The organism is Kitasatospora azatica KCTC 9699, assembly GCF_000744785.1.
Classification (GTDB): Bacteria; Actinomycetota; Actinomycetes; order Streptomycetales; family Streptomycetaceae; genus Kitasatospora; species Kitasatospora azatica.
Genome location: NZ_JQMO01000003.1, coordinates 3016168 through 3035807 on the forward strand (window position 1 = coordinate 3016168; position 19640 = coordinate 3035807).

Sequence of the window (19640 nt, forward strand, 5' to 3'; positions counted from 1 at the left end):
GGGGTAGCAGCATGGAGTTGCAACTTGACTGGCTCGGGGTCGCGTGGGCGACGTTGGACGAGCGGTCCCGGGCAGTCTTTGTCGCCCGGCAGGAGGGTAAAACCCTAGACGAGATCGGTCGGGCACACGATTTCACGCGTGAGAGGGCTCGGCAGATCCTCGTCAAGACCAGCACTAGCTTGCGGTGCTTGGGCGACTTGCTCGCGCCGGGGTGGCGCGAGCGGGTAGAGGAACTCGATGCCGGGATCGCGATCTCGCGCGCAGAAATCGCCAAAGCGCTCGATGCCCGTGATCACCTCGCGATCGAGGCGTTCGCAGAGGCTGTGGGCTACAAGCCGCCTCGCACGTGGGCTGGTGACCTGCAAGGCTGGTGGACCTCCTCTCCTGGCGCGCTGGAGGTGCTCCTGCGCGACATCGCTGCTCAGGCCCCTTTGAGGGAAGGCGAGTTGGACAAGGCGATCGCCGAAGCACGGATACCAGAGGCTATTCCGGTCGCCACCCTTCTGACCCACGCTCGGAGCCCTCTCGTTTCGGGGGGGAACGGCAGCTGGCTGCGCCGCCGAGCCCGGGGACGAGACGCTGCCTACCTGTGGCTGCTCGAGCATGGCGCGCCATGCCGGGTCGAGACGATGCTCAATCCGACGGGTTTCGCGAACACGCACGCTCTTGCTGAGGCGTTGCGGCGCGACGAGAGGTTCGTCCAACTTCGCCCCGAAGGCAGCTGGGCCTTGGCGGAATGGCCCGGAGTCAGCCGCATGCCCTACAAGAGCGCCGCTGAAGTACTCGTCGATGTTGTCGGCGAGTTCGGCCCCATCACGAAGGAGGAACTTTTCACCAAGGTCGTAGAGCGGTACCCCGTCACGACCTGGCGCCTGCAGCAGTGCTTGCTCAGTGACCAGATCGGGACCACCGGAGAAGGACTGATCGACCTAGTCGCCCGCGGCGCCCAGCCCAACGAGGAGACTGAGCCCCCTAGGCCCGCCAGCATGGCTGTGAACGAGGCCGGCACTGTCTACGGCATAAGGATTACGGTGGACAAGGATGTCCTGCGCGGAAGCGGAATCCTCGTGCACAAGTGGATCACTTGGAAGCTTGGCCTGCGCCGTGCCCCAATGTCCTTGACCTTCGATACTCAGGACTCGCAGGGCCCGCTTATCCTCCGTCGCGGCACTAGTGGTGCGCAGCTCTCCAGCCTGCGCCGGTTCGTGAGGGAACTCGGCTTGGTTCTCGGATGTGAGCTCGTGGTTCTTCTGAATACTAGAACGGCCGTCGCACAGGTCCGGCACGTTTGCCCGGTCGCCAAGTGTCCAGTACGGACGGCAGGCTGAGCAGATTAACCTCACGCTTTATGAAACCATCCGCCTGATGGTTGATCAGAAGCGAACGTTTGGTTTATAGGTCTGCCCACACTGGTCCGGTGAACGGGAACAGCCCACCGGACCAGTGTGGGCAGGCCGTCACAGACAATCGAGCTGAGGCCCATCGAGCTCAAGGAACTCTTCGGTCGCGGGGTGCGGCCATGGCAAGGCGTCATACCCGCTGACCTGGTGATCAATATGAGCCTTGACTGTTGCGACCAGGGCCTCGGCGTCATGGACGACGCCGCCGTGGGAGCGTCGCCGTCCTTCGTGCACGGTGTCCCACTTGCTCTTTCTGCTCTGACGGGTCGTCGCTCCCTGCTCTTTGCTGCCAAAGCCAGTGAGAGTGCTGTTCCAGACGGGCTGGTAGCCGACGCGCAGTCCGTTCTCGCCTAGGTTCGCGTGGACATCCGGCAGCAGGAGTGCCCGGAATCGGAACTCGGTGATCGGGAGACCACCCTCGATGATCGAGATCCGGTGCTGCTTGAGGCGGCTGTGGAGCGGGTATCGCTCTCGGACAGTTGCTCCGGTGGCGCTGTTGCTGGTGGCTTGCCCCACGTACACAGGGATCTGAAGGGTCACGAGAGCCAGATAGAGCTGCACGCCCGCTCCGCGGTAGTACAGCGCATACAACCCGGACCCCTCGAACCTCGGGATCTCGTGGGTCATGGACACCAGGGGCTGACGTTCGAAGGTCTCGCAGACGGTGTTCGCGATCTGCTCGGTCGATAGCGGGTCGAACTCGGCTGGCGTGTACTCGGATGCCATGGCTTCCTGCTCGTTGGGAGGCAATGTCCGCCCCGACGGTCGGGTGGGATTCTGGTTCGACTACGGCTTCAGTCCGGCGTCTTCAGTGCGTACGAGGAAGCGCGAGGCCAGTGGGCATGGCCGGCGAGCCGATCACCGAGCTCCCTAGTGGTGCTTCAGGCGTCGGCACAGGTGTTCTGGCCGCCTGCGGCCGGGCCTGCCGGCGTCATTCGCGTTGCTCCTTCTGAGTTGTGGATCACCCAGAACCCTATGGTCTTGCTCACTATCAGGCGACTCATTCGAGTGAATAAGCCTCGAGAACCCCAACTCCGCGGTATGGTTCTTCCATGGTTGACCTGCCCGAAGACATGAAGAGCCCGCGCACCAGTGTTGAGCTGTTCGCGGGCGGGGGTGGCCTCGCCATGGCGGTCCACCAGGCGGGCTTCAGGCCGCTTTTGTTCAACGAGTTCAACCATCGGGCCTGCGAGACTCTGGTGGCCAGTGCGCGGAAGACGCTTGGGGTCCACGGTCTACTGCGCACCGAGGAACGGACGCCGAAGCCCCCGCAGCCAGGCCAACCTGCCCCCCTGTACCCCGGGGACGTGCGCGACCTCGACATGACCGCACTCCAGGGGAAGGTCGATGTGCTCGCCGGTGGGCCGCCTTGCCAACCGTTCAGTGCCGGAGGGGTCGCCAAGGGCGACGAGGACAAGCGCAACATGTTCCCGGCGATGTTCAAGGCAGTCCGGGAGATCCGGCCCAAGGCCGTCATCTGCGAGAACGTCCGGGGTTTGCTGCGGCCTTCGTTCGCTGAGTACTTCCAGTACATCCAGAATGAGCTGCAACTCCCGTTCGAGAAGCGGGATGACCGGGTCAGCTGGCAGCACCACAACGCCCATCTAGAAGGAATCCTCGGGAAGCTCTCTGAGGATGACGCCGACCCCGATCACTACAAGGTCGTGATGGTGCCTGTTAATGCCGCGAACTACGGGGTTCCGCAGGTGCGGAACCGGGTCGTCATCGTGGCCTTCCGGGCCGACCTGGGCGTGGATGTTGAGGCATTCACGAAGTACGTTGAGACGCACAGGTTCTCTGAAGCGGCCCTGCATCGGTCCATGCGGGACGAGGACGGCCCCTACTGGCAGCGTCACCGCGATGTGCCTGACCATGTACGGGACCGGGTGCGGGCGCGCTTGCCAAAGGTGATCAAGGAAGATGATTGTCAGCCCTGGCGTACGCTTCGTGACGCTATCCAGGGCTTCGGTACGGATGTGAAGCTTCCGGCGCTGCCGTGGGTCGACCCCAATCGACTTCACGAGAAGTTTGACTTCGGCAGGGAGTTTGGCGCCATTGACCACATTGGTTGGCCTGGCGCCCGAATTTACAAGGGCCACACCCCGAACGAGCTTGACCGGCCCGCGAAGACGGTCAAGGCTGGTGTGCACGGCGTGCCGGGCGGTGAGTCGGTGATGCTGCTGGATGATCAGGTCCCCGATCCTCAGTCGTCCGACGGCTTGACCTATCTGCACCGCTATATGACCGTGCGGGAGACTGCTCGGGTAATGACCTTCCCCGACGAATGGCTCGGCTCTGGGCCTCGGGGTGAGCAGATGCGGCAACTGGGTAACGCGGTGCCGGTAGTGCTTGGCGAGTTCTTCGCCACCGCCGTCGCCGACGCCCTTGCGCTGGCAGGACACTGAGATCATGCCTGACACGGACAGGGGGCATTGGAAGGATCAGCTCCCCTCAGAGCGGGCGTATAAGCGTCGTGCCGGTGCTGTCGCGCCAGCGATGGAGCAGGATCGTGCCGCTGGAGGCCGTGGCCGACGCAGCGTAGCTCTTGGCGATGGGCGTATTGCGCGGGCTTCGGTCAGCCTGCGCCTGTACCGCCGTACGCGGCGCATCCGCGCCTATCTGCGCTGGTCGCAGGACGGTAAGACCCAAGAGCAGTACGTCTGTGAGGTCGAGCATGCCACCAGGCGAGAGAACCTGACTGAGGCATGGCAATGTGCGCGGGACAGAGGGCTGTTGGCGCAAGAGGTGTTGCCGCCCGAGTCGACTGCCTCCTCGCCTGATGTCCGCGCCACTATGCGCGCCAACCGCGGTAAGGACACCGGCCCGGAGCTGGCGTTGCGTAGTCTGTTGTACCAGCGAGGGCTGCGGTATCGGGTTAACGCTAGGCCACTTGCCGAGATCCGCCGCAGGGCAGACGTGGTCTTCCCTGGTGCCCGTGTCGCGGTCTTCGTGGATGGTTGCTTCTGGCATGGTTGCCCGGACCACTATCGCCCTGCGGTTAAGAACGCGGACTTCTGGCGTGACAAGATCGACGGCAACCGGGCCAGGGACGCGGAGACTAACCAGAAGCTGCTCGCCGCTGGTTGGACGGTCGTCCGAGTCTGGGAGCACGATGACCTCACCCGAGCTGCCGAGGAGATCGAGCAGTTGCTCCGGCAACTGCGTTCCTCTGGGCTGAGAAGGAACGCCACGGCCGGCTGTTGAGGAAGCCGGCACTGGCAGCAGGCTGTTGTCTTCGCTCAACAGCCAACTGGCGGTGATCGTCGCACCGGTCACACTCGACCTGCCGTGACCAGCAAGCGCCCGTACCGGGCTGCTCTCTGTCGTGGGGGCGCAGTAGGAGCTCGGCGTGCGGGGCTTCGGACGGACCGTTGCGGAGCCTCGTAGGCTCGGGCACATGGAGCCTGGACCGCCTGAAGGTAAGAAGCGCCGTAATCCGGACTGGGAGTGGGACGAGCTTGTGCTTGTCTGCGACCTTGTCGCCAGCAATGGGTGGGAGGGGATCCACGCTCGGGAGAAGGACCCGCGCGTGATCGAGCTCTCACGACATCTGCGAAGTCTGCCCGTTCATCCTGCTGAGATCCGTCGCGAGGACTTCCGGAACGAGAACAGCGTGGGACACAAGACCTACGACTTCGCCACGGCCTACCATCCGGATCGCGCTACGAAGAAGGGCGGCGCCGGCGTCCTGAAGGTCCTTCAGGAGTTCCTGGCCCGGCCAGCGGAGATGGCTCAGGCTGCTCGCCGACTGCGAGACGGGATCGAGGCTGGAAGTCTGCTCGACCTGCCATCCGTCAGCGAGGAGGACCTTGAGGAGTTCAGCGCCATTGAGGGGCGACTGCTCCTCCGGCGGCACTTCGCCCGCGAGCGAAACCGGACACTGCGGACGAAGAAGATTGATCAGGTCCGTCGGCGTCAGGAGGCACTCGCGTGCGAGTCATGCGGCTTCGACTTCGAGAAACAGTACGGCGAACGTGGTCGCGGCTACATCGAGTGCCACCACGTCGTTCCGCTTCATGAGGCCGGCGAGGAGCGAGTGAGGCTCGATGACCTGGCCCTGATATGCGCAAACTGCCACCGAATGATCCACCGTCGCGCTCCGTGGCTCACCCCCTCGCAGCTCAAGGACGTGATCTGGGGGCAGCCCACCGCACGAATCCAGGTCGTCGCAGACTTCCCAGGCCACGGGCGCGCGAGCGGTAGTGCGTAGTCCGTGAATGCTGGCCGAGCCAGCGACAGGGACAGAAGTTAGCGAAGCCTCGTCCAGTTGGACGAGGCTTCGCTAACTTTCTCTGGCGGTAGCGGTGGGATTCGAACCCACGGTGAAGTTGCCCCCACACACGCTTTCGAGGCGTGCTCCTTTGGCCGCTCGGACACGCTACCGAGGGAGACTCTACCGGACGGGCGGGGCGGGGACGAAATCCGTTGTCGGGCGGGGTCAGCGGTGGGTGTCGAACCAGGTGCGGAGCTGGGTGGCGCAGTCTTCGGCGAGGACGGTGGGGATGACCTCGGGGCGGTGGTTGAGGCGGGGGTCGCGGAGGGCGTCGAAGAGGGAGCCGGCGGCGCCGGTCTTGGGTTCCAGGGCGCCGTAGACGACGCGGTCCAGGCGGGACAGCACGATGGCGCCGGCGCACATGGTGCAGGGCTCCAGGGTGACCACGAGGGTGCAGCCGGTCAGGCGCCACTCGCCGACGGCTGTGGCGGCCTGGCGGATGGCGACGATCTCGGCGTGCGCGGTGGGGTCGCCGATCGCCTCGCGCTCGTTGTGGCCGCGGCCGAGGACGGTGCCGTCCGGGCCGAGGACCAGGGCGCCGACCGGGACGTCGCCGGTGGCGGGGGCCAGGGCCGCCTCGGCGATGGCTTCCCGCATGGCCGGGACCCAGCGGTCGCGCACCGGGTCGGGGCGCACCGGGGCCGGCAGCGGCGCGAGAGCGAGGTCGAGGTGGGGCTGCATCCCACCAGTGTGGGGGATGCAGCCCCGGCCACGAGAAGAAGAGCTAGCGGACCGCTTCCAGCACCTCGGCGCATCCCAGCGCCTCGGCGATCTCGGCCAGCGCGTCGCCGGGCTCGGCGCCCTCGCCGCTCAGGTCGAGCAGGTCCTTGGCGGGCACACCGAACTCGGCGAGCAGCTCGGAGTCGCCGAGCGGGCCGACCGGCACACCGCCGGGGCCGGTCAGCGGGCCGTCCTCCTCGTCCTCCTCGGCGCTGTCGGACAGCTCGGCGTCCTCGCTGTCCTCCAGTTCGGTCACCAGGCTGTCGAGGTCGTCGAACTCGCTGTCGCCGGCCCGGCCGACCAGCTCCTCGGTGAGTACGACGTCCCCGTAGGAGCTGCGCGCGGCCGCGGCGGCGTCGGAGACGAAGATCCGCGGATCCTCTTCGCCGTCCACCCGGACGACGGCGAACCACGCGTCCTCCTGTTCGATGAACACCAGCACCGTGTCGTCGTCCTGTGCCGCTTCGCGTGCCAGGTCGGCAAGATCGGCAAGGGTTTCGACGTTGTCCAACTCGGTCTCGCTCACATCCCACCCGTCCTCGGTGCGAGCAAGCACTGCAGCGAAGTACGCCACCAGGGACACTCCCAAATGGTCTCGGCCGTAGGCGATCTCGGGCGAACGCGGTCTGGCCGCCCCCGCACCAGAGGCGGTCCGCTGTTCGGACCGTCCCATCGGAATCGTGACAGATAGCCAGGCCCTGCGGGGAGTGTTCGGCAGCGCGTCTTCGCAGGTCGTGTCGGATTGGTCGGTTCTGCGCCGTGGACTGTCCGGGATTCGGTGCAGATCCGGTTCGGAACCGTCTCAGTGCCGGCTCAGGACGAGCTCAGGACGAGCGCAGGACGAGTGCAGGACGACCGCAGGACGAGTGCAGGACGAGCGCAGGACCGGTTCAGATCCGGAAGGTGCGCATGCGCAGCGCCTCCCGCATCCGGCGCTCCTTGGTCTTGCGCGGCTGCACCCGGGCGCGCAGCTCCCGGGCTTCGGCCAGCTCGCGCAGGAAGACGGCCCGGCGGCGGCGGCGCTCCGCCTCGGTCTCCATTGGCGCGTCGGCCGATTCGGCCGAGGGGTCCTCCGGGGTCCTCTTCATACCGTCCGACTTTCCCAGAACTCGCGGGTAGATACCACAGCAGGCACAGCACAACCCTCACGACACGGCTGTCGTGAGTGCACCCGGGACCCCATTAAGGTCGGGACTATGCGGATCCACGTCGTCGACCACCCCCTGGTGGCCCACAAGCTCTCCACGCTGCGCGATGAGCGCACTGACTCCCCGACCTTCCGTCGCCTCACCGACGAGCTGGTCACGCTGCTGGCTTACGAGGCCACCCGGGACGTGCGGACCGACGAGGTCGAGATCACCACCCCCGTCGCGGTCACCACCGGCACCCGGCTCAGCTACCCGCGCCCGCTGGTGGTGCCGATCCTGCGGGCCGGGCTCGGCATGCTGGACGGCATGACCCGGCTGCTGCCCACCGCCGAGGTCGGGTTCCTCGGCATGGTGCGCAACGAGGAGACCCTGGAGGCCTCCACCTACGCCACCCGGATGCCGGACGACCTGTCGGGCCGCCAGGTCTACGTGCTCGACCCGATGCTGGCCACCGGCGGCACCCTGGTCGCGGCGATCCGGCTGCTGATCGACCGTGGCGCCACCGATGTGACGGCCGTGGTGCTGCTGGCCGCGCCGGAGGGCGTCGCGGTGATGGAGAAGGAGCTGGCGGGGCTGCCGGTCACCGTGGTCACCGCCGCGCTGGACCAGCGGCTGAACGAGCACGGCTACATCGTCCCGGGCCTGGGCGACGCGGGGGACCGGCTGTACGGCACCGCCGGCTGAGAGACACACAAGCGAACAGACGAGTGGGCGGCACTCCCAGCCGGGAGTGCCGCCCACTCGTATGAGGTGCGTATGACGTGTCAGCAGTTGCCGGGCAGCGGGGAGGCGCTGGGCGAGGGTTTCATCGCCTCGGTCAGCGCGGCTGCGGCGGCGTTCGGGTCGAGCAGCGCGGTGTACGCGTCGCCGATCACGAAGTCGACGCTGCCGTCGGTGCGGGTGTCCGCCATGGTGCTGGCGCCGGTCACCTGGGCGCCCAGCAGGGTGGCCGCGCCGGCGCCGGACTGGCCGGCCACCAGCTCGGCGGCGCCGGGCACCTTCTTCTGCAGGGCGGACGGCGCGTTGCCGACCTTGCCCACGGTGAAGCCGCGCTTCTTCAGCTCGTCGGCGGTCTTCGCGGCCAGGCCGGCCTTGTCGGTGGCGTTCAGCACGTTCACCGTGACGGTCTGCGGCTGCGGGACGGCGGTGGCGGCCGGCAGCGGGCTGCCGAGCGCGGAGGGGGCGGTGGAGGGGGCGGCGGACCCGGCGGCCGAGGGCGACCCGGAGGCGCCGGCCGACGGCGACCCGGAGGCCGTGGCGGGCGCGGCCAGCGGCTTCCCGGCGGCCGAGGCCGAGGGGTGCGCGGAGGCACAGGCCTGCGCGGTGCCGTGCTTGCCCTTGCCGGTGAAGATGTCCACCACCTGCACCCCGCCCAGCGCGATCAGCGCGAGCGCGAGCAGCGATCCGATCAGCATCAGCACCCGGCGCCCGCGCTTGGGCGGTGGGCCGAGGCGCGGATAGCTGGTGCCGGTGATCCGGAACTGCTTCCCCTTCAACCCTTGGGGAGTCAACATGCTCACAGTCTGTCTCCCCTTGATGGAAGGGCAGCCGTTGGCGGCGATGACGGGCGCGTCGGGCGCGGCCGGCGGGCGGCCGGACGCGAATGTCCGCAGCGCGCTGGGGCCGTGGTCAGCAGCCTAGTCCGGTTCCCGGGATGAAGGTAATAAATGATCATCATTTGGCGCACCCGAGCACTCGAAAGGGTGTACTGACGATCATTCGGGCACCTCGTCCGGGTGACAGAGGGCGACAGAAGAGCGATCAGCTGGATGGCGGCGGGGTGGCGGACGGCCGCGCCGAGTGAGCCGCCGTCAGTCCATCTCCAGCACCCGGGCGTGCAGCACCTGGCGCTGCTGCAGCGCCGCGCGCACGGCGCGGTGCAGCCCGTCCTCGAGGTAGAGGTCCCCGTGCCACTTGACCACGTGGGCGAAGAGGTCGCCGTAGAACGTCGAGTCCTCCGCCAGCAGGGTCTCCAGGTCCAACTGGCCCTTGGTGGTCACGAGCTGGTCCAGTCGCACCGGGCGAGGGGCGACGTCCGCCCACTGGCGGGTGCTGGTACGGCCGTGATCCGGGTACGGCCGCCCGTTGCCGATGCGCTTGAAGATCACACGGAAAGCCTACCGTTAGCGCGGCGGGTGGCGCAGCAAGCGCGCTGTCCCCGAACCAATTGGCCGGTGCCCGAACCAACCGGCCGGTGTCCGAACCAATGGCCCAGGCCGGATGAGCGCTATCCGCGCAGTGCCGCGCCGATCCGGTCCAGCGAGGAGAGCCGCATCAGGCCGTAGTTGTAGAACTCGACCTCCGGCACGCCCAGCCCGCGCAGCGTGGCGATCTTCTCGGCCAGGTTGGCCGGGCCGTCGCAGTCCTCGGCCATCGGACGCAGGATCACCGCCAGCTCGGCGGGACGGACTCCGTGCAGTGCGAAGGCGGCGACCTTCTCGCGCACCGCCTCGGCGGTCTTGGCGTAGCCCAGGGTCTCGATGCCCACGCCCGCCTTGACCAGCGCGGGCAGGTCGATCCCGGCCAGCCAGCCGGTGCCGGGGCCGCCGCCGTCCATGAAGCTCAGCCGCATGCCGTGCTGCCCGGCCCGCTCGGCGAGTTCGGCGGCCAGCGAGGTGACGGTGCCGGCGGCGGCGTCGACGTAGGCGGCCAGCGCGCCGTCGGCCAGCTGGTCCAGCGCGCCGGGTTCGGCGGCGGCGGACTCGTCGGCGAGTCGGCGGCGGATCTCGGTGGTGGCGACCCGCCGCACCCGCTCGGCCGGCACGCCCTGGGCGGTGGCGGCGGCCAGGCAGTGCGGGCAGAAGCAGATCCCCAGCAGGGCTTCGGCGACCGGGCCGAGCCGCTCGAAGTAGCGCTCGTGGTGGTAGCCGTGCCGCAGGCCGTGGAAGTGCAGCGACTCGGCGCGGATCGCGTCCACGCCGTACCGGGCCAGTTCGTCCACCAGCCCGAGCGCGTACTCGCGCACCTCGGGGTTGGCGGGGCAGAGCTCGGTGAGGTGGCGGTCGCCGAAGGCGTTGGCGGGGGCGCAGTCGGGGTGCTGGAAGCCGAGCCGGTCGTTGTGGCAGAAGACGGTCCAGGCGTGCAGCTTCAGCCCGCGCCGCCGGGTCTCGGTGGCGGCCTCGGCGAACGGGTCGCGGTCACCGATCGCGGTGGACGGCGTCGGGGCGAGCCGCTTTCCGGCCCAGCGGGCCGGGTCGGGCCGGAAGTACGCCGCGCCCGGCTCCAGGTAGCGCAGCACCCGGGTCGGGTGGTGCGGGAAGACGTCGCGCGCCTCGTGGTAGACCGAGGCCAGCGTCACGCCGCCGACGCCGGCGCGGTCGGTGAGGTTGCCGAAGAAGGTGTCCGCACCCTCGTCGATCAGGTCGGTGGCGAAGGCGAGGACGGACGACTGCACGGTGCGGCTCCGGGACGACGAGGACGCGAGGGCCACGCGAGGGCGACGCGCGAGCGACGCAGGGGTGCGCGGGGTGCGCGGGGGGCGCGGGGTACGGAGCCCCACGCTAGCCGCCCGGCTTAGGATGGTCTAGACCTTAGAGTCCGAGATCGTCCAGCTCCTTGAGCAGCTCCGAGCGGGGAGTGGACACTGCGTCGCCCTTGTCCTTGCCCCTGCCCCCGCCCCCGCCGGTGGCCCCGCTCCCGCCCTCGCCCCCGCCGGCGGCCGGTCGAGTCCGGTCGCGCAGCAGCCAGGCGCCCGCGAGGCCGCCGACCAGTCCACCCAGATGGCCCAGCCAGCTCACCTGACCCGCCGCGCCCGGCATCGCGCCGAAGACCAGGTAGGCGAAGGAGGCGGCCATCACCAGCCCGATCAGCGTGTCGATCAGGTGCCGGTCGAAGACCCCGCGCAGCACCACGTAGCCGAAGTACCCGAAGACCAGTCCGCTGGCCCCCACGGTCAGCGTGGCGGCGCTCTGGAAGATCCAGACCGTCAGTCCGCTGGTGAGGGTGACCAGCGCGGTCAGGGCGAGGAACTTCGCCACCCCGCGGTAGGCCGCCAGGAAGCCGAAGATGAAGAGCGGTCCGGAGTTCGCCTGCAGGTGGCCCCAGCTGAAGTGCAGCAGCGGCGCGGTGAAGATCTCCGGCAGTCGGCCGAGGTCGTGCGGGCGGACCCCGTACTGGGCGGTCAGCGCCATACTGTCGGACCAGTTGCCGAGCTGCACCGCCCAGACCACGGCGAGCAGCCCGAACACCGTGAAGAAGGCCTTGCGCGCCTCGGCGATCATTCGCGCCTCGGCACTGCGCAGGTCGGTCTCGGCCATCTCGCTCCCCTCCCGGCAGCAGTTCCTTCGGCAGTCCCTTCGGCCGATCGTAGGGGCTCGGGACGAGGACGGGTACGCCGGCCGGGTGACAGTCGGACTGTCGCAGCCGGGTCGCGACCTCGGTGGACCAGACGATGAACAGATGAGTGTCCGTCAGATCATTGTCACGGCCCGCGCCACCGTCAGGTCCAGAGCCAGCACCACCGCCAGGTCCAGCTCCAGAGCCAGCACCACCGCCGGCTCCGGAGCCCGCGCCACCGCCAGGGCCAGGGCCCCGCTGGCCCTGGCCACCGCGCTGCTGCTGGGCGCGGCGGGTGGGGTGACCGGGCCGGTCGCCGTCGCCGCCGCCGCGCAACCGCACCGCGTCACCGTCAACGACCCGGCCCAGTACGTCAATCCGTTCGTCGGCACGAAACAGGGCGCCACCGACTACGGCAACGGCGGCGGCGCGGGCAACACCTTCCCCGGTGCCACCGCCCCGCTCGGCATGGTGCAGTGGAGCCCGGACACCGTCACCTACCAGCACGGCGGCTACGACTACGACGACCAGCGGATCCGCGGCTTCAGCCTGACCCACATCTCCGGCGCGGGCTGCGGCGACTACGGCAACATCCCGTTCCTGCCGCTGCTCGGCGACAGTCCGGTGGGCCACGAGACCTTCTCGCACGGGAACGAGTGGGCCTCGCCCGGCGCGTACGACGTGACCTTCGACAACGGGCTGCACACCGCGCTGTCCACCACCCAGCGCTCGGGCATCGCCCGGTTCAGCTACCCGGCCGGCCAGCGCGCCTCGCTGACCGTCGACGCCGGTCGGGCGTTCAACAGTGCCAGCGGCTCGGTGGCCATCGGCACCGACCGGATCTCCGGCTACACCGACAGCGGCAACTTCTGCGGGGCGGGCAACCACTACCGGATCTACTTCACCGCCGCTTTCGACCACCCGTTCACCCGGGCCGGCATCGTGCAGGACGGCCGGCTCGACACGACCCGCCACACCGCCACCGGCAGCAGCCCGGGGATCGCCCCGCAGCCCGCCCGCACCGCCGAGGCCCAGGCCGCCCAGTCCGGCAAGCGCGGGCCCGACCAGTCGGTGCACCCGGAGGCCCCGGACACCGGCTCGGGCGCGCAGGCCATGGTCTCCTTCGACACCAGCAGCAACCCGGAGGTGATCGCCAAGGTCGGCATCTCCTTCGTCAGCGCCGACAACGCCTGGGACAACCTGCAGGCCGAGCAGGGCGGGAACGGCTTCGACCAGGTCAGGCTCGGCGTCCGGGCGGCCTGGAACGAGCTGCTCGGCCGGATCGCGGTGGGCGGCGGCACCAAAAAGCAGCTGCGCACCTTCTACACCGCGCTCTACCACTCACTGCTGCACCCGAGCGTGCTCAGCGACGTGGACGGCCGCTACCCCGGGTTCGACGGCCAGGTGCACCGCGCCGCGGACGGAAAAGTCCAGTACGCCGACTTCTCGGGCTGGGACGTCTACCGCTCCCAGGTCCAGCTGCTCGCCCTGCTGGCCCCCAAGGAGGCCTCCGACATCGCCCAGTCGGTGGTCAACCAGGGCGTCCAGGGCGGCTACTTCGACCGCTGGACGCTGGCCAACGGCGGCACCGGGGTGATGGTCGGCGACCCGCTGCCGATGATCGCCGCCAGCATCCAGGCCTTCGGCGGCACCGACTTCGACGCGGCCGAGCTGCTGCGCCGGTCGCTGGCCGGAAGCGCCGACGGGCGCGAGCGCCCGGGGCACGCGGTCTACGACGGGCAGGGGTACCTGCCGGTCGGCACACCCGGCGAGTGGGGGCCGGCCGCCGACACCCTGGAGTACACCAGCGCCGACTTCGCGCTCTCCCAACTCGCCGAGCGGATCGGCGCGCACAGCGAGCACGACGCGCTGCTGCGCCGCTCGGCCAACTGGCGCAACCTGTTCAACGCCGACAGCCACTACATCCAGCCGCGCAACGCCGACCACAGCTGGCCCGGCTTCGACCCCGCCAACCAGGACTCCTACACCGAGGGCAACGGCGCCCAGTACACCTGGATGGTCCCCTACAACCACCGCGGCCTGTTCGACGCGATGGGCGGCGACCAGGCGGTCAGCGCCCGACTCGACTCCTTCTTCCAGAACCTCGACGCCGGCCCGAACGCGCCCTACGCCTACCTGGGCAACGAGCCGAGCCTCAACACCCCCTGGGCCTACGACTACGCGGGCCGCCCCGACCGGGCCCAGGACGTGGTGCGCCGCGCGCTGACCATGCTGTTCGGCGACACGCCCGACGGAGAGGTGGGCAACGACGACCTCGGCGAGATGAGCTCCTGGGCGGTCTGGGCCACCCTCGGCCTCTACCCGCAGGCGCCGGGCCGCGCCGAACTGGTGCTGGCCAGCCCGCTCTTCCCGCAGACCACGATCAGCCGCGGCAACGGCGTCTCGATCGACCTGAGCGCGCCCGCGGCCAGCGAGGACGCACGCTACGTGCACGGCCTGCGGGTCAACGGGGCCGCCTCCGACCGGCCCTGGCTCAGCGCCGAACTGGTCGCCCAGGGCGCCACGCTGGACTACACGCTGTCGACCGACCCGGACCCGACCTGGGGCCACGACCCGAACTCCGCGCCGCCCTCATTCGACGTCGGCCCGGCCCAGCCGGTCACCGGCCCGGTGACCGGACTGGCCGGCAAGTGCATGGACGTCGACCACAGCGGCGGGCCCGGCACTCCGGTACAGCTGTGGCAGTGCGACGGGACCGGCGCCCAGAGCTGGACCCTGGCGAGCGACGGAACGGTGCGGGCGCTGGGCATGTGCCTGGACGTGCTGCACAGCGCCACCGACGCCGGCACCCCCGTCCAGGTCTGGAACTGCAACGCCACCGGCGCCCAGCAGTGGTGGGCGCGCCCGGACGGCTCGCTCTACAACCCGCCGTCGGGCCGCTGCCTGGACCTGCCGCGCGGCGTCACCGACGACGGGACCCACCTGCAGTTGTGGGACTGCAACGGGACCGGCGCCCAGCGCTGGACCGTGCCGACCGGCTGACGCCGCCTCGGCTCACCACCCCGGAAGGCTGCCGGCCCTACTTCGAGGGCCCGGCGGCCTTCTCGGCCTTCGCCGCCTGCTTGGCCTGCTGCTTGTACGCCCGGACCTGGACGAGCGACTCCGGGTCGGTGATGTCCGCCACCGACCGACGGCTGCCCTCCTCCCCGTACAGGCCCGCCGCCTCCCGCCAGCCGTCCGGCCGGACGCCGAACTGCTTGCCGAGCAGCGCCAGGAAGATCTGCGACTTCTGCTTGCCGAAGCCCGGCAGCTCGACCAGCCGCCGCAGCAGCTCCGCCCCGCTCGGCACCTCGCGCCACACCGCCGCGGCATCACCGTCGTAGTGCTCCACCAGGTACTGGCACAGCTGCTGCACCCGCTTCGCCATCGACCCCGGATACCGGTGCACCGCCGGCTTGGCCGACAACAACTCGGCGAACGCCTCCGGGTCGTAACCGGCGATCACCCGCGCGTCGAGATCCTCGGCGCCCATCCGCTGAGCAATGGTCAGCGGCCCGGCGAACGCCTTCTCCATGGGCACTTGTTGATCAAGAAGCATTCCGGTCAGCGCGGCCAACGCACTGCGACTGAGCAGCGCGTCGGCGTCCGCCTGCTGGGCGAGGTGGAGGGAGACAGCCATGCCACCCATCATGACGGACCGGCGGGCCAGGACGGCGGAACTGCGGAGGAGATAATTCCGGGAATCTACTCGGCGGTACCTCAGATAATCCTCAATAATTGACGGGGATTTCCGGTAAAGGGTTACTGGCGCCGGACTTCCGGGCTACCTTTTCCTGCCGTTGCGTGGCGCATCCCCAACCGCGCAGGAGAGGCGGTATCCCCATGAGCACGGACACCACCAAGCGCTCAGAAATTCCCCGGCAGCAGGAGGACAACCAGCTCCAGGCCGGATTGAAGAACCGTCATCTGTCCATGATCGCGATCGGCGGTGTGATCGGCGCCGGGCTCTTCGTCGGCTCCGGCGCCGGCATCGCGGCCACCGGACCGGGCATCCTGCTCTCCTACGCGCTGGCCGGCGTGCTGGTGGTGATGGTGATGCGGATGCTCGGCGAGATGGCCGCGGCCGATCCGCAGAGCGGCTCCTTCTCCGCCTACGCGGACCGGGCGCTGGGCCGCTGGGCCGGGTTCACCATCGGCTGGCTGTACTGGTTCTTCTGGGTCGTGGTGCTGGCCGTGGAGGCCACCGCCGGCGCCAAGATCCTCAACGGCTGGGTGCCGAGCGTGCCGCAGTGGGCCTTCGCCCTGCTGGTGATGGCCGTGCTGACCGCGACCAACCTGTTCTCGGTCGCCTCCTACGGCGAGTTCGAATTCTGGTTCGCCGGAATCAAGGTGGTCGCGATCGCCGCCTTCATCGTGGTCGGAGCGTTGGCGGTGTTCGGGCTGCTGCCGGACACCCACGCGGTCGGCACCAGCAATCTGTTCGGCCACGGGGGATTCCTGCCGCACGGTGTCGGCGCGGTCTTCACCGGCATGCTCACCGTGGTCTTCGCCTTCATGGGCAGCGAGATCGTCACTCTGGCGGCCGGCGAGTCGGAAGATCCGGAGCGGGCCGTCAGCAAGGCGACCAACAGCGTGATCTGGCGGATCGGCATCTTCTACCTGGGCTCGATCCTGCTGGTGGTCACCCTGCTGCCGTGGGACTCCGCCAAGGTCGCGGGCAGCCCGTACGTCGCGGTGCTGGAGCACGTCGGGATCCCCGGCGCGGCCCAGCTGATGAACGTCATCGTGCTCACCGCCGTGCTCTCCTGCCTCAACTCCGGGATGTACACGGCCTCCCGGATGGCCTTCTCGCTCGGGCAGCGCGGCGACGCGCCGGCCGCCTTCGCCAAGGTGACCTCGCGCGGTGTGCCGCGCACGGCGATCCTGGCCTCGGTGGTCTTCGGCTTCGTCGCGGTCTTCTTCAACTACACCTCGCCGGACACCGTCTTCCAGTTCCTGCTGAACTCCTCGGGCGCGGTGGCGCTCTTCGTCTGGCTGGTGATCTGCTTCTCGCAGCTGCGGATGCGCCGGATCATCGAGCGCGAGGCGCCCGAGCGGCTGACCGTGCGGATGTGGCTCTACCCGTACCTGACCTGGGCCACCATCGGCCTGATCGGCTTCGTGGTGGCCTACATGTTCACCGACCACGACGGGCGGATCCAGATGATCCTCTCGCTGGTCGCGGCCGCCGTGGTGCTGGTCGCCGCCCGCGTGGTGGAGGCCCGCCGCAAGTCCCGGGCCGCGCTGGCGGACTAGCACCGGACAGGCCCTAGAAGCGGTCGATCGGCAGGACGGTGTAGAGCGAGGCCAGCGAGAGCGCGAGCCGGTCCTCGCTGCCGAGCCGGCGGGCGTGCAGGAAGGGCGGGTCGAGGGCCAGGTCGCAGACGTCGTACTCGACGACCTCGCCGGCGCCGGCCAGGTACTCGATGGTGATCGGCTGGTCGGCGCGGATCGCGCGGGCCAGCCGGCTCACGCAGGAGCCCATCAACCGCGGGGTCTCGCGGGCGAGTTCCTCCTCGGTCAGCTCGTCGGGCTTGCCGTAGGCCGCCGCCGGACCGCCGGGGACGGTGAACAACCGGCCGGCCAGCTCGCGCAGGTCGGCGCTGGACGGCAGTGCCCGTCCGGTGCGCGGCGAGCGGACCGGGCCGCTGCGCTGCGGTGGCACCGCGGGCGCCCGCTCGGTGCCGGCCCGTTCGAGCAGCAGCGTGCCGTCGGCGCCCTCCTCGACCGGCGCGTAGCCCTCGGCCCGCAGCGCCGCCAAGGTGGCCTCCGGGCCGGTCGCGCTGACCAGCACGGTCGGGGCGATCAGCCGCAGTCGCAGCGAGGCGAGGCGGCGGTGCGCGAGCAGTTCGGCCAGCAGGGCCGGATCCTCGCCGTACAGCACACTGCCCGGGGCGACCACCCGCACCCGGCCGTGCCGGCGGGCGGTGTCGCCGATCAGGTAGCTCAGCGGCTGCGGTAGCTGCTCCACCCCGCCGACCGCGAGCAGTTCGGCGGTGAGCTGCTGCGGTGAGCGCCCGCCGTCCAGCGCGCGCCGGATGCTGCCGGCGGTGAACCGCCAGACCGAGGCGGTGCCGTGCGACTCCCGGTCGGCGGCGGCGTCCAACAGTGCGGTCAGCCGCCCGCCCGGCGGACCGGCCACCACCGCCGTCAGGTCGGTGCCGAGCCTGGCCCGCTCGGTCGCGCCCGGCAGCAGCCGGCGGGCGCAGTCCAGCAGGCCCTGCGGCTGCTCCGCCGAGTGCCCGGCCAGTGCCGCGCCGAGCGGCGACAGGGTGCCCCGGGCGACCACGCCGAGCAGCTCGGCCTCCTGGATCACGGTGGCGAACGGCGCCGGCTCCTGCGGGAGTTGGTCGCAGAGCGGCCGGTGCCAGGCGACCAGTCGGCCGAGCCCGGCGGCGCGCGCGGCGCCCCGCTCGGCGGGCAGCCGACCGGCGGCCGTCAGCAGGCCGCGCCGGGCGTGCCGGCAGCTCGGGCTGGGCGCCCGGGTGACCAGCGCGGGCCAGGACTTGCCGTCCTTGTCCAGTACGGCGGTCGGGGTGAACGGCAGCGTCAGCCAGCCGGCCGCGAGGGCGACGAACTGCCGGGCCGGATCCTCCTCGCGCCAGCTGTCGTACTGCGGTGTCAGCGCCAGCGGCCCGTCCTCGGCCTCCAGGTCGGCGGCCCGCCGGGTGGTCCGCGGCAGGTGTGCGGTGCGGTTGCCGGTGGGCGGGCCGCCGCCCGCGCCGACCAGCAGCCCCGCCGCGAGCGCGCACTCCAGGACCAGCCGGAGCAGCGTCTCCGAGCACCTGGTCGTCTTGGCCAGCCGGCCCAGCTCGCGCGGCCCGACCCCGCCGGACTTGAGCAGCGCCACCGGGTGCAGGGCGCACTCGGCCAGCACCGCGGCGGCCTGGGTGGTGAACGCGGTGGCCGCCGAGACCGCCTCGCGGGCCACCTCGGCCGCACCGACCGGGACCAGTTCGGGCTCCGGCGGAACCGGGTCGAACGGCGCGTGCCAGGACGGACCGCGCAGCGCCAAGGTCACCTCGGCGGGCACCCGGGCCGGCCCGTACCCGTGGTGCGCCCGGACCAGCAGCCCGCGCTCGCGCGCCCACCTCGCCGCCCGCCCCACCTCGCCGGAGGGCGAGAACACCGCGCGGGCCGTCTCCGCGTGCTCCAGCAGCAGCGGCCGCACCCCGGCGGGGGCGTCGGCCAGCACCGCGTCCAGCCGCCGTGGATCGGCGAAGTGGTCGGTCAGCGTGGCCAGCCGCTGCTGCTTGGTCACCGGCACCCGCTGGTCCAGCAGCAGCAGTATCGAGCGCAGCTCCTCCGAGGTGGCCTCGGCGAGCAGTTCGGCCACCGGTGCTTCGAGGCCGAGCGGGCTGGGCCAGATCTGCCGCAGCGCGGGGTTCGGATGCAGCCGGTCGTGCTCGTCGGGCCAGGCCAGCCCCTGCCCGGCCAGCGCCTGCAGCGCGGTGTCCAGGCCGGCGGCCCGCTCGCCCCCGGTGGCGTCGAGCAGCCGGGCCAGTTCGTGGCGGCCGGCGCGGGGGCCGAGCGCGACCAGCGCCTCGGCCGTCTGCAGGCATGGCACCGGCAGCCGGCGCAGCACCACACCCGCCGAGCCGGGCCGGACCAGTCGCTCGGCCACCTCGGCCAACGTGCGCGGGGCCGGTTCCACGGCGGTGTCCGGCCGGGCCCGCAGCAGGCGGTAGAGCTGCTCCAGGTCCAGGCCGGCCAACCAGGCGAGGAGTTCGGTGGGCGGTGCAGGGGATGACTCGGTGCTGGTGATGACGGCTCACCTCGCTCGACGCGACGGCGCGCGACCTGACAGCCTTGCAGGCTGCGACG

Annotated in this window: 17 protein-coding genes and 1 tRNA gene; 7 read left to right on the top strand and 11 right to left on the bottom strand. The window is 70.2% G+C overall.

Features of this window, described 5'->3' with window-relative positions; all coding sequences use genetic code 11:
- Positions 1 to 11: 11 nt before the first annotated feature.
- Positions 12 to 1328 (top strand): sigma factor-like helix-turn-helix DNA-binding protein, encoded by a 1317-nt coding sequence (locus BR98_RS24095; RefSeq protein WP_051970143.1) that lies wholly within the window; start codon positions 12 to 14, stop codon positions 1326 to 1328.
- Positions 1329 to 1457: 129 nt separating this feature from the next.
- On the opposite strand, the gene BR98_RS24100 is transcribed toward BR98_RS24095, so the two are convergent.
- Positions 1458 to 2126, bottom strand: a complete 669-nt coding sequence (locus tag BR98_RS24100; RefSeq protein WP_035847463.1) for an Eco29kI family restriction endonuclease — start codon at positions 2124 to 2126, stop codon at positions 1458 to 1460.
- Between the two features lie 326 nt (positions 2127 to 2452).
- Here BR98_RS24100 and BR98_RS24105 point away from each other — a divergent pair, with 326 nt between their 5' ends.
- The 3 genes from BR98_RS24105 (at position 2453) to BR98_RS24115 (ending at position 5610) form a co-directional block, all read left to right on the top strand.
- Entirely contained in the window at positions 2453 to 3805 is a 1353-nt protein-coding gene (locus BR98_RS24105) for a DNA cytosine methyltransferase (RefSeq protein WP_035847464.1), read from the top strand.
- Positions 3806 to 3809: 4 nt separating this feature from the next.
- On the top strand, positions 3810 to 4604 hold the full coding sequence (locus BR98_RS38325; RefSeq protein WP_083976914.1) for a very short patch repair endonuclease: 795 nt from the start codon (positions 3810 to 3812) through the stop codon (positions 4602 to 4604).
- A 193-nt stretch (positions 4605 to 4797) separates the two neighbouring features.
- Positions 4798 to 5610: an HNH endonuclease gene (locus BR98_RS24115; protein WP_083977601.1), complete on the top strand. Its 813-nt coding sequence runs from the start codon at positions 4798 to 4800 to the stop codon at positions 5608 to 5610.
- Positions 5611 to 5693: 83 nt separating this feature from the next.
- Here the strand turns inward: BR98_RS24115 and BR98_RS24120 are convergent.
- The 4 genes from BR98_RS24120 to BR98_RS36625 form a co-directional block, all read right to left on the bottom strand.
- A tRNA-Ser gene (locus BR98_RS24120) sits at positions 5694 to 5783 on the bottom strand.
- Between the two features lie 55 nt (positions 5784 to 5838).
- Positions 5839 to 6354, bottom strand: a complete 516-nt coding sequence (tadA, locus tag BR98_RS24125; protein WP_051970145.1) for a tRNA adenosine(34) deaminase TadA — start codon at positions 6352 to 6354, stop codon at positions 5839 to 5841.
- 43 nt (positions 6355 to 6397) lie between these two features.
- Positions 6398 to 6967 carry a tRNA adenosine deaminase-associated protein gene (locus BR98_RS24130; protein WP_035853714.1) on the bottom strand — a complete coding sequence of 190 codons (570 nt, stop codon included), beginning with the start codon at positions 6965 to 6967 and terminating at the stop codon, positions 6398 to 6400.
- Positions 6968 to 7283: 316 nt separating this feature from the next.
- Positions 7284 to 7481, bottom strand: a complete 198-nt coding sequence (locus BR98_RS36625; protein WP_051970146.1) for a hypothetical protein — start codon at positions 7479 to 7481, stop codon at positions 7284 to 7286.
- A gap of 108 nt (positions 7482 to 7589) precedes the next feature.
- Here BR98_RS36625 and upp point away from each other — a divergent pair, with 108 nt between their 5' ends.
- Positions 7590 to 8225, top strand: coding sequence for a uracil phosphoribosyltransferase (upp, locus tag BR98_RS24135; RefSeq protein ID WP_035847466.1), 636 nt, complete (start codon positions 7590 to 7592; stop codon positions 8223 to 8225).
- Positions 8226 to 8305: 80 nt separating this feature from the next.
- Here upp and BR98_RS24140 read toward each other — a convergent pair whose 3' ends face one another.
- The 4 genes from BR98_RS24140 to BR98_RS24155 all read right to left on the bottom strand — a co-directional run bounded on the left by BR98_RS24140 (position 8306) and on the right by BR98_RS24155 (position 11797).
- Entirely contained in the window at positions 8306 to 9055 is a 750-nt protein-coding gene (locus BR98_RS24140) for a LytR C-terminal domain-containing protein (RefSeq protein ID WP_035847467.1), read from the bottom strand.
- Positions 9056 to 9352: 297 nt separating this feature from the next.
- Positions 9353 to 9649 (bottom strand): type II toxin-antitoxin system VapB family antitoxin, encoded by a 297-nt coding sequence (locus BR98_RS24145; RefSeq protein ID WP_030273186.1) that lies wholly within the window; start codon positions 9647 to 9649, stop codon positions 9353 to 9355.
- A 119-nt stretch (positions 9650 to 9768) separates the two neighbouring features.
- A complete protein-coding gene (locus tag BR98_RS24150; protein WP_035847468.1) occupies positions 9769 to 10935 on the bottom strand; it encodes a glycoside hydrolase family 10 protein in 1167 nt (388 codons plus the stop codon).
- A gap of 136 nt (positions 10936 to 11071) precedes the next feature.
- The gene (locus tag BR98_RS24155) at positions 11072 to 11797 is read right to left on the bottom strand and encodes a rhomboid family intramembrane serine protease (protein ID WP_035847469.1); all 726 of its coding nucleotides are present in this window, start codon (positions 11795 to 11797) and stop codon (positions 11072 to 11074) included.
- 142 nt (positions 11798 to 11939) lie between these two features.
- Here BR98_RS24155 and BR98_RS24160 point away from each other — a divergent pair, with 142 nt between their 5' ends.
- On the top strand, positions 11940 to 14819 hold the full coding sequence (locus BR98_RS24160; protein WP_083976918.1) for a lectin: 2880 nt from the start codon (positions 11940 to 11942) through the stop codon (positions 14817 to 14819).
- 37 nt (positions 14820 to 14856) lie between these two features.
- Here the strand turns inward: BR98_RS24160 and BR98_RS24165 are convergent, their stop codons facing one another.
- The gene (locus tag BR98_RS24165; RefSeq protein WP_035847470.1) at positions 14857 to 15456 is read right to left on the bottom strand and encodes an HhH-GPD-type base excision DNA repair protein; all 600 of its coding nucleotides are present in this window, start codon (positions 15454 to 15456) and stop codon (positions 14857 to 14859) included.
- Positions 15457 to 15659: 203 nt separating this feature from the next.
- On the opposite strand from BR98_RS24165, the gene BR98_RS24170 reads away from it, so the two are divergent.
- Positions 15660 to 17072: an amino acid permease gene (locus BR98_RS24170; RefSeq protein ID WP_051970149.1), complete on the top strand. Its 1413-nt coding sequence runs from the start codon at positions 15660 to 15662 to the stop codon at positions 17070 to 17072.
- Positions 17073 to 17085: 13 nt separating this feature from the next.
- On the opposite strand, the gene BR98_RS24175 is transcribed toward BR98_RS24170, so the two are convergent.
- On the bottom strand, positions 17086 to 19530 hold the full coding sequence (locus BR98_RS24175) for a helicase-associated domain-containing protein (protein ID WP_051970150.1): 2445 nt from the start codon (positions 19528 to 19530) through the stop codon (positions 17086 to 17088).
- Positions 19531 to 19640 lie beyond the last annotated feature (110 nt).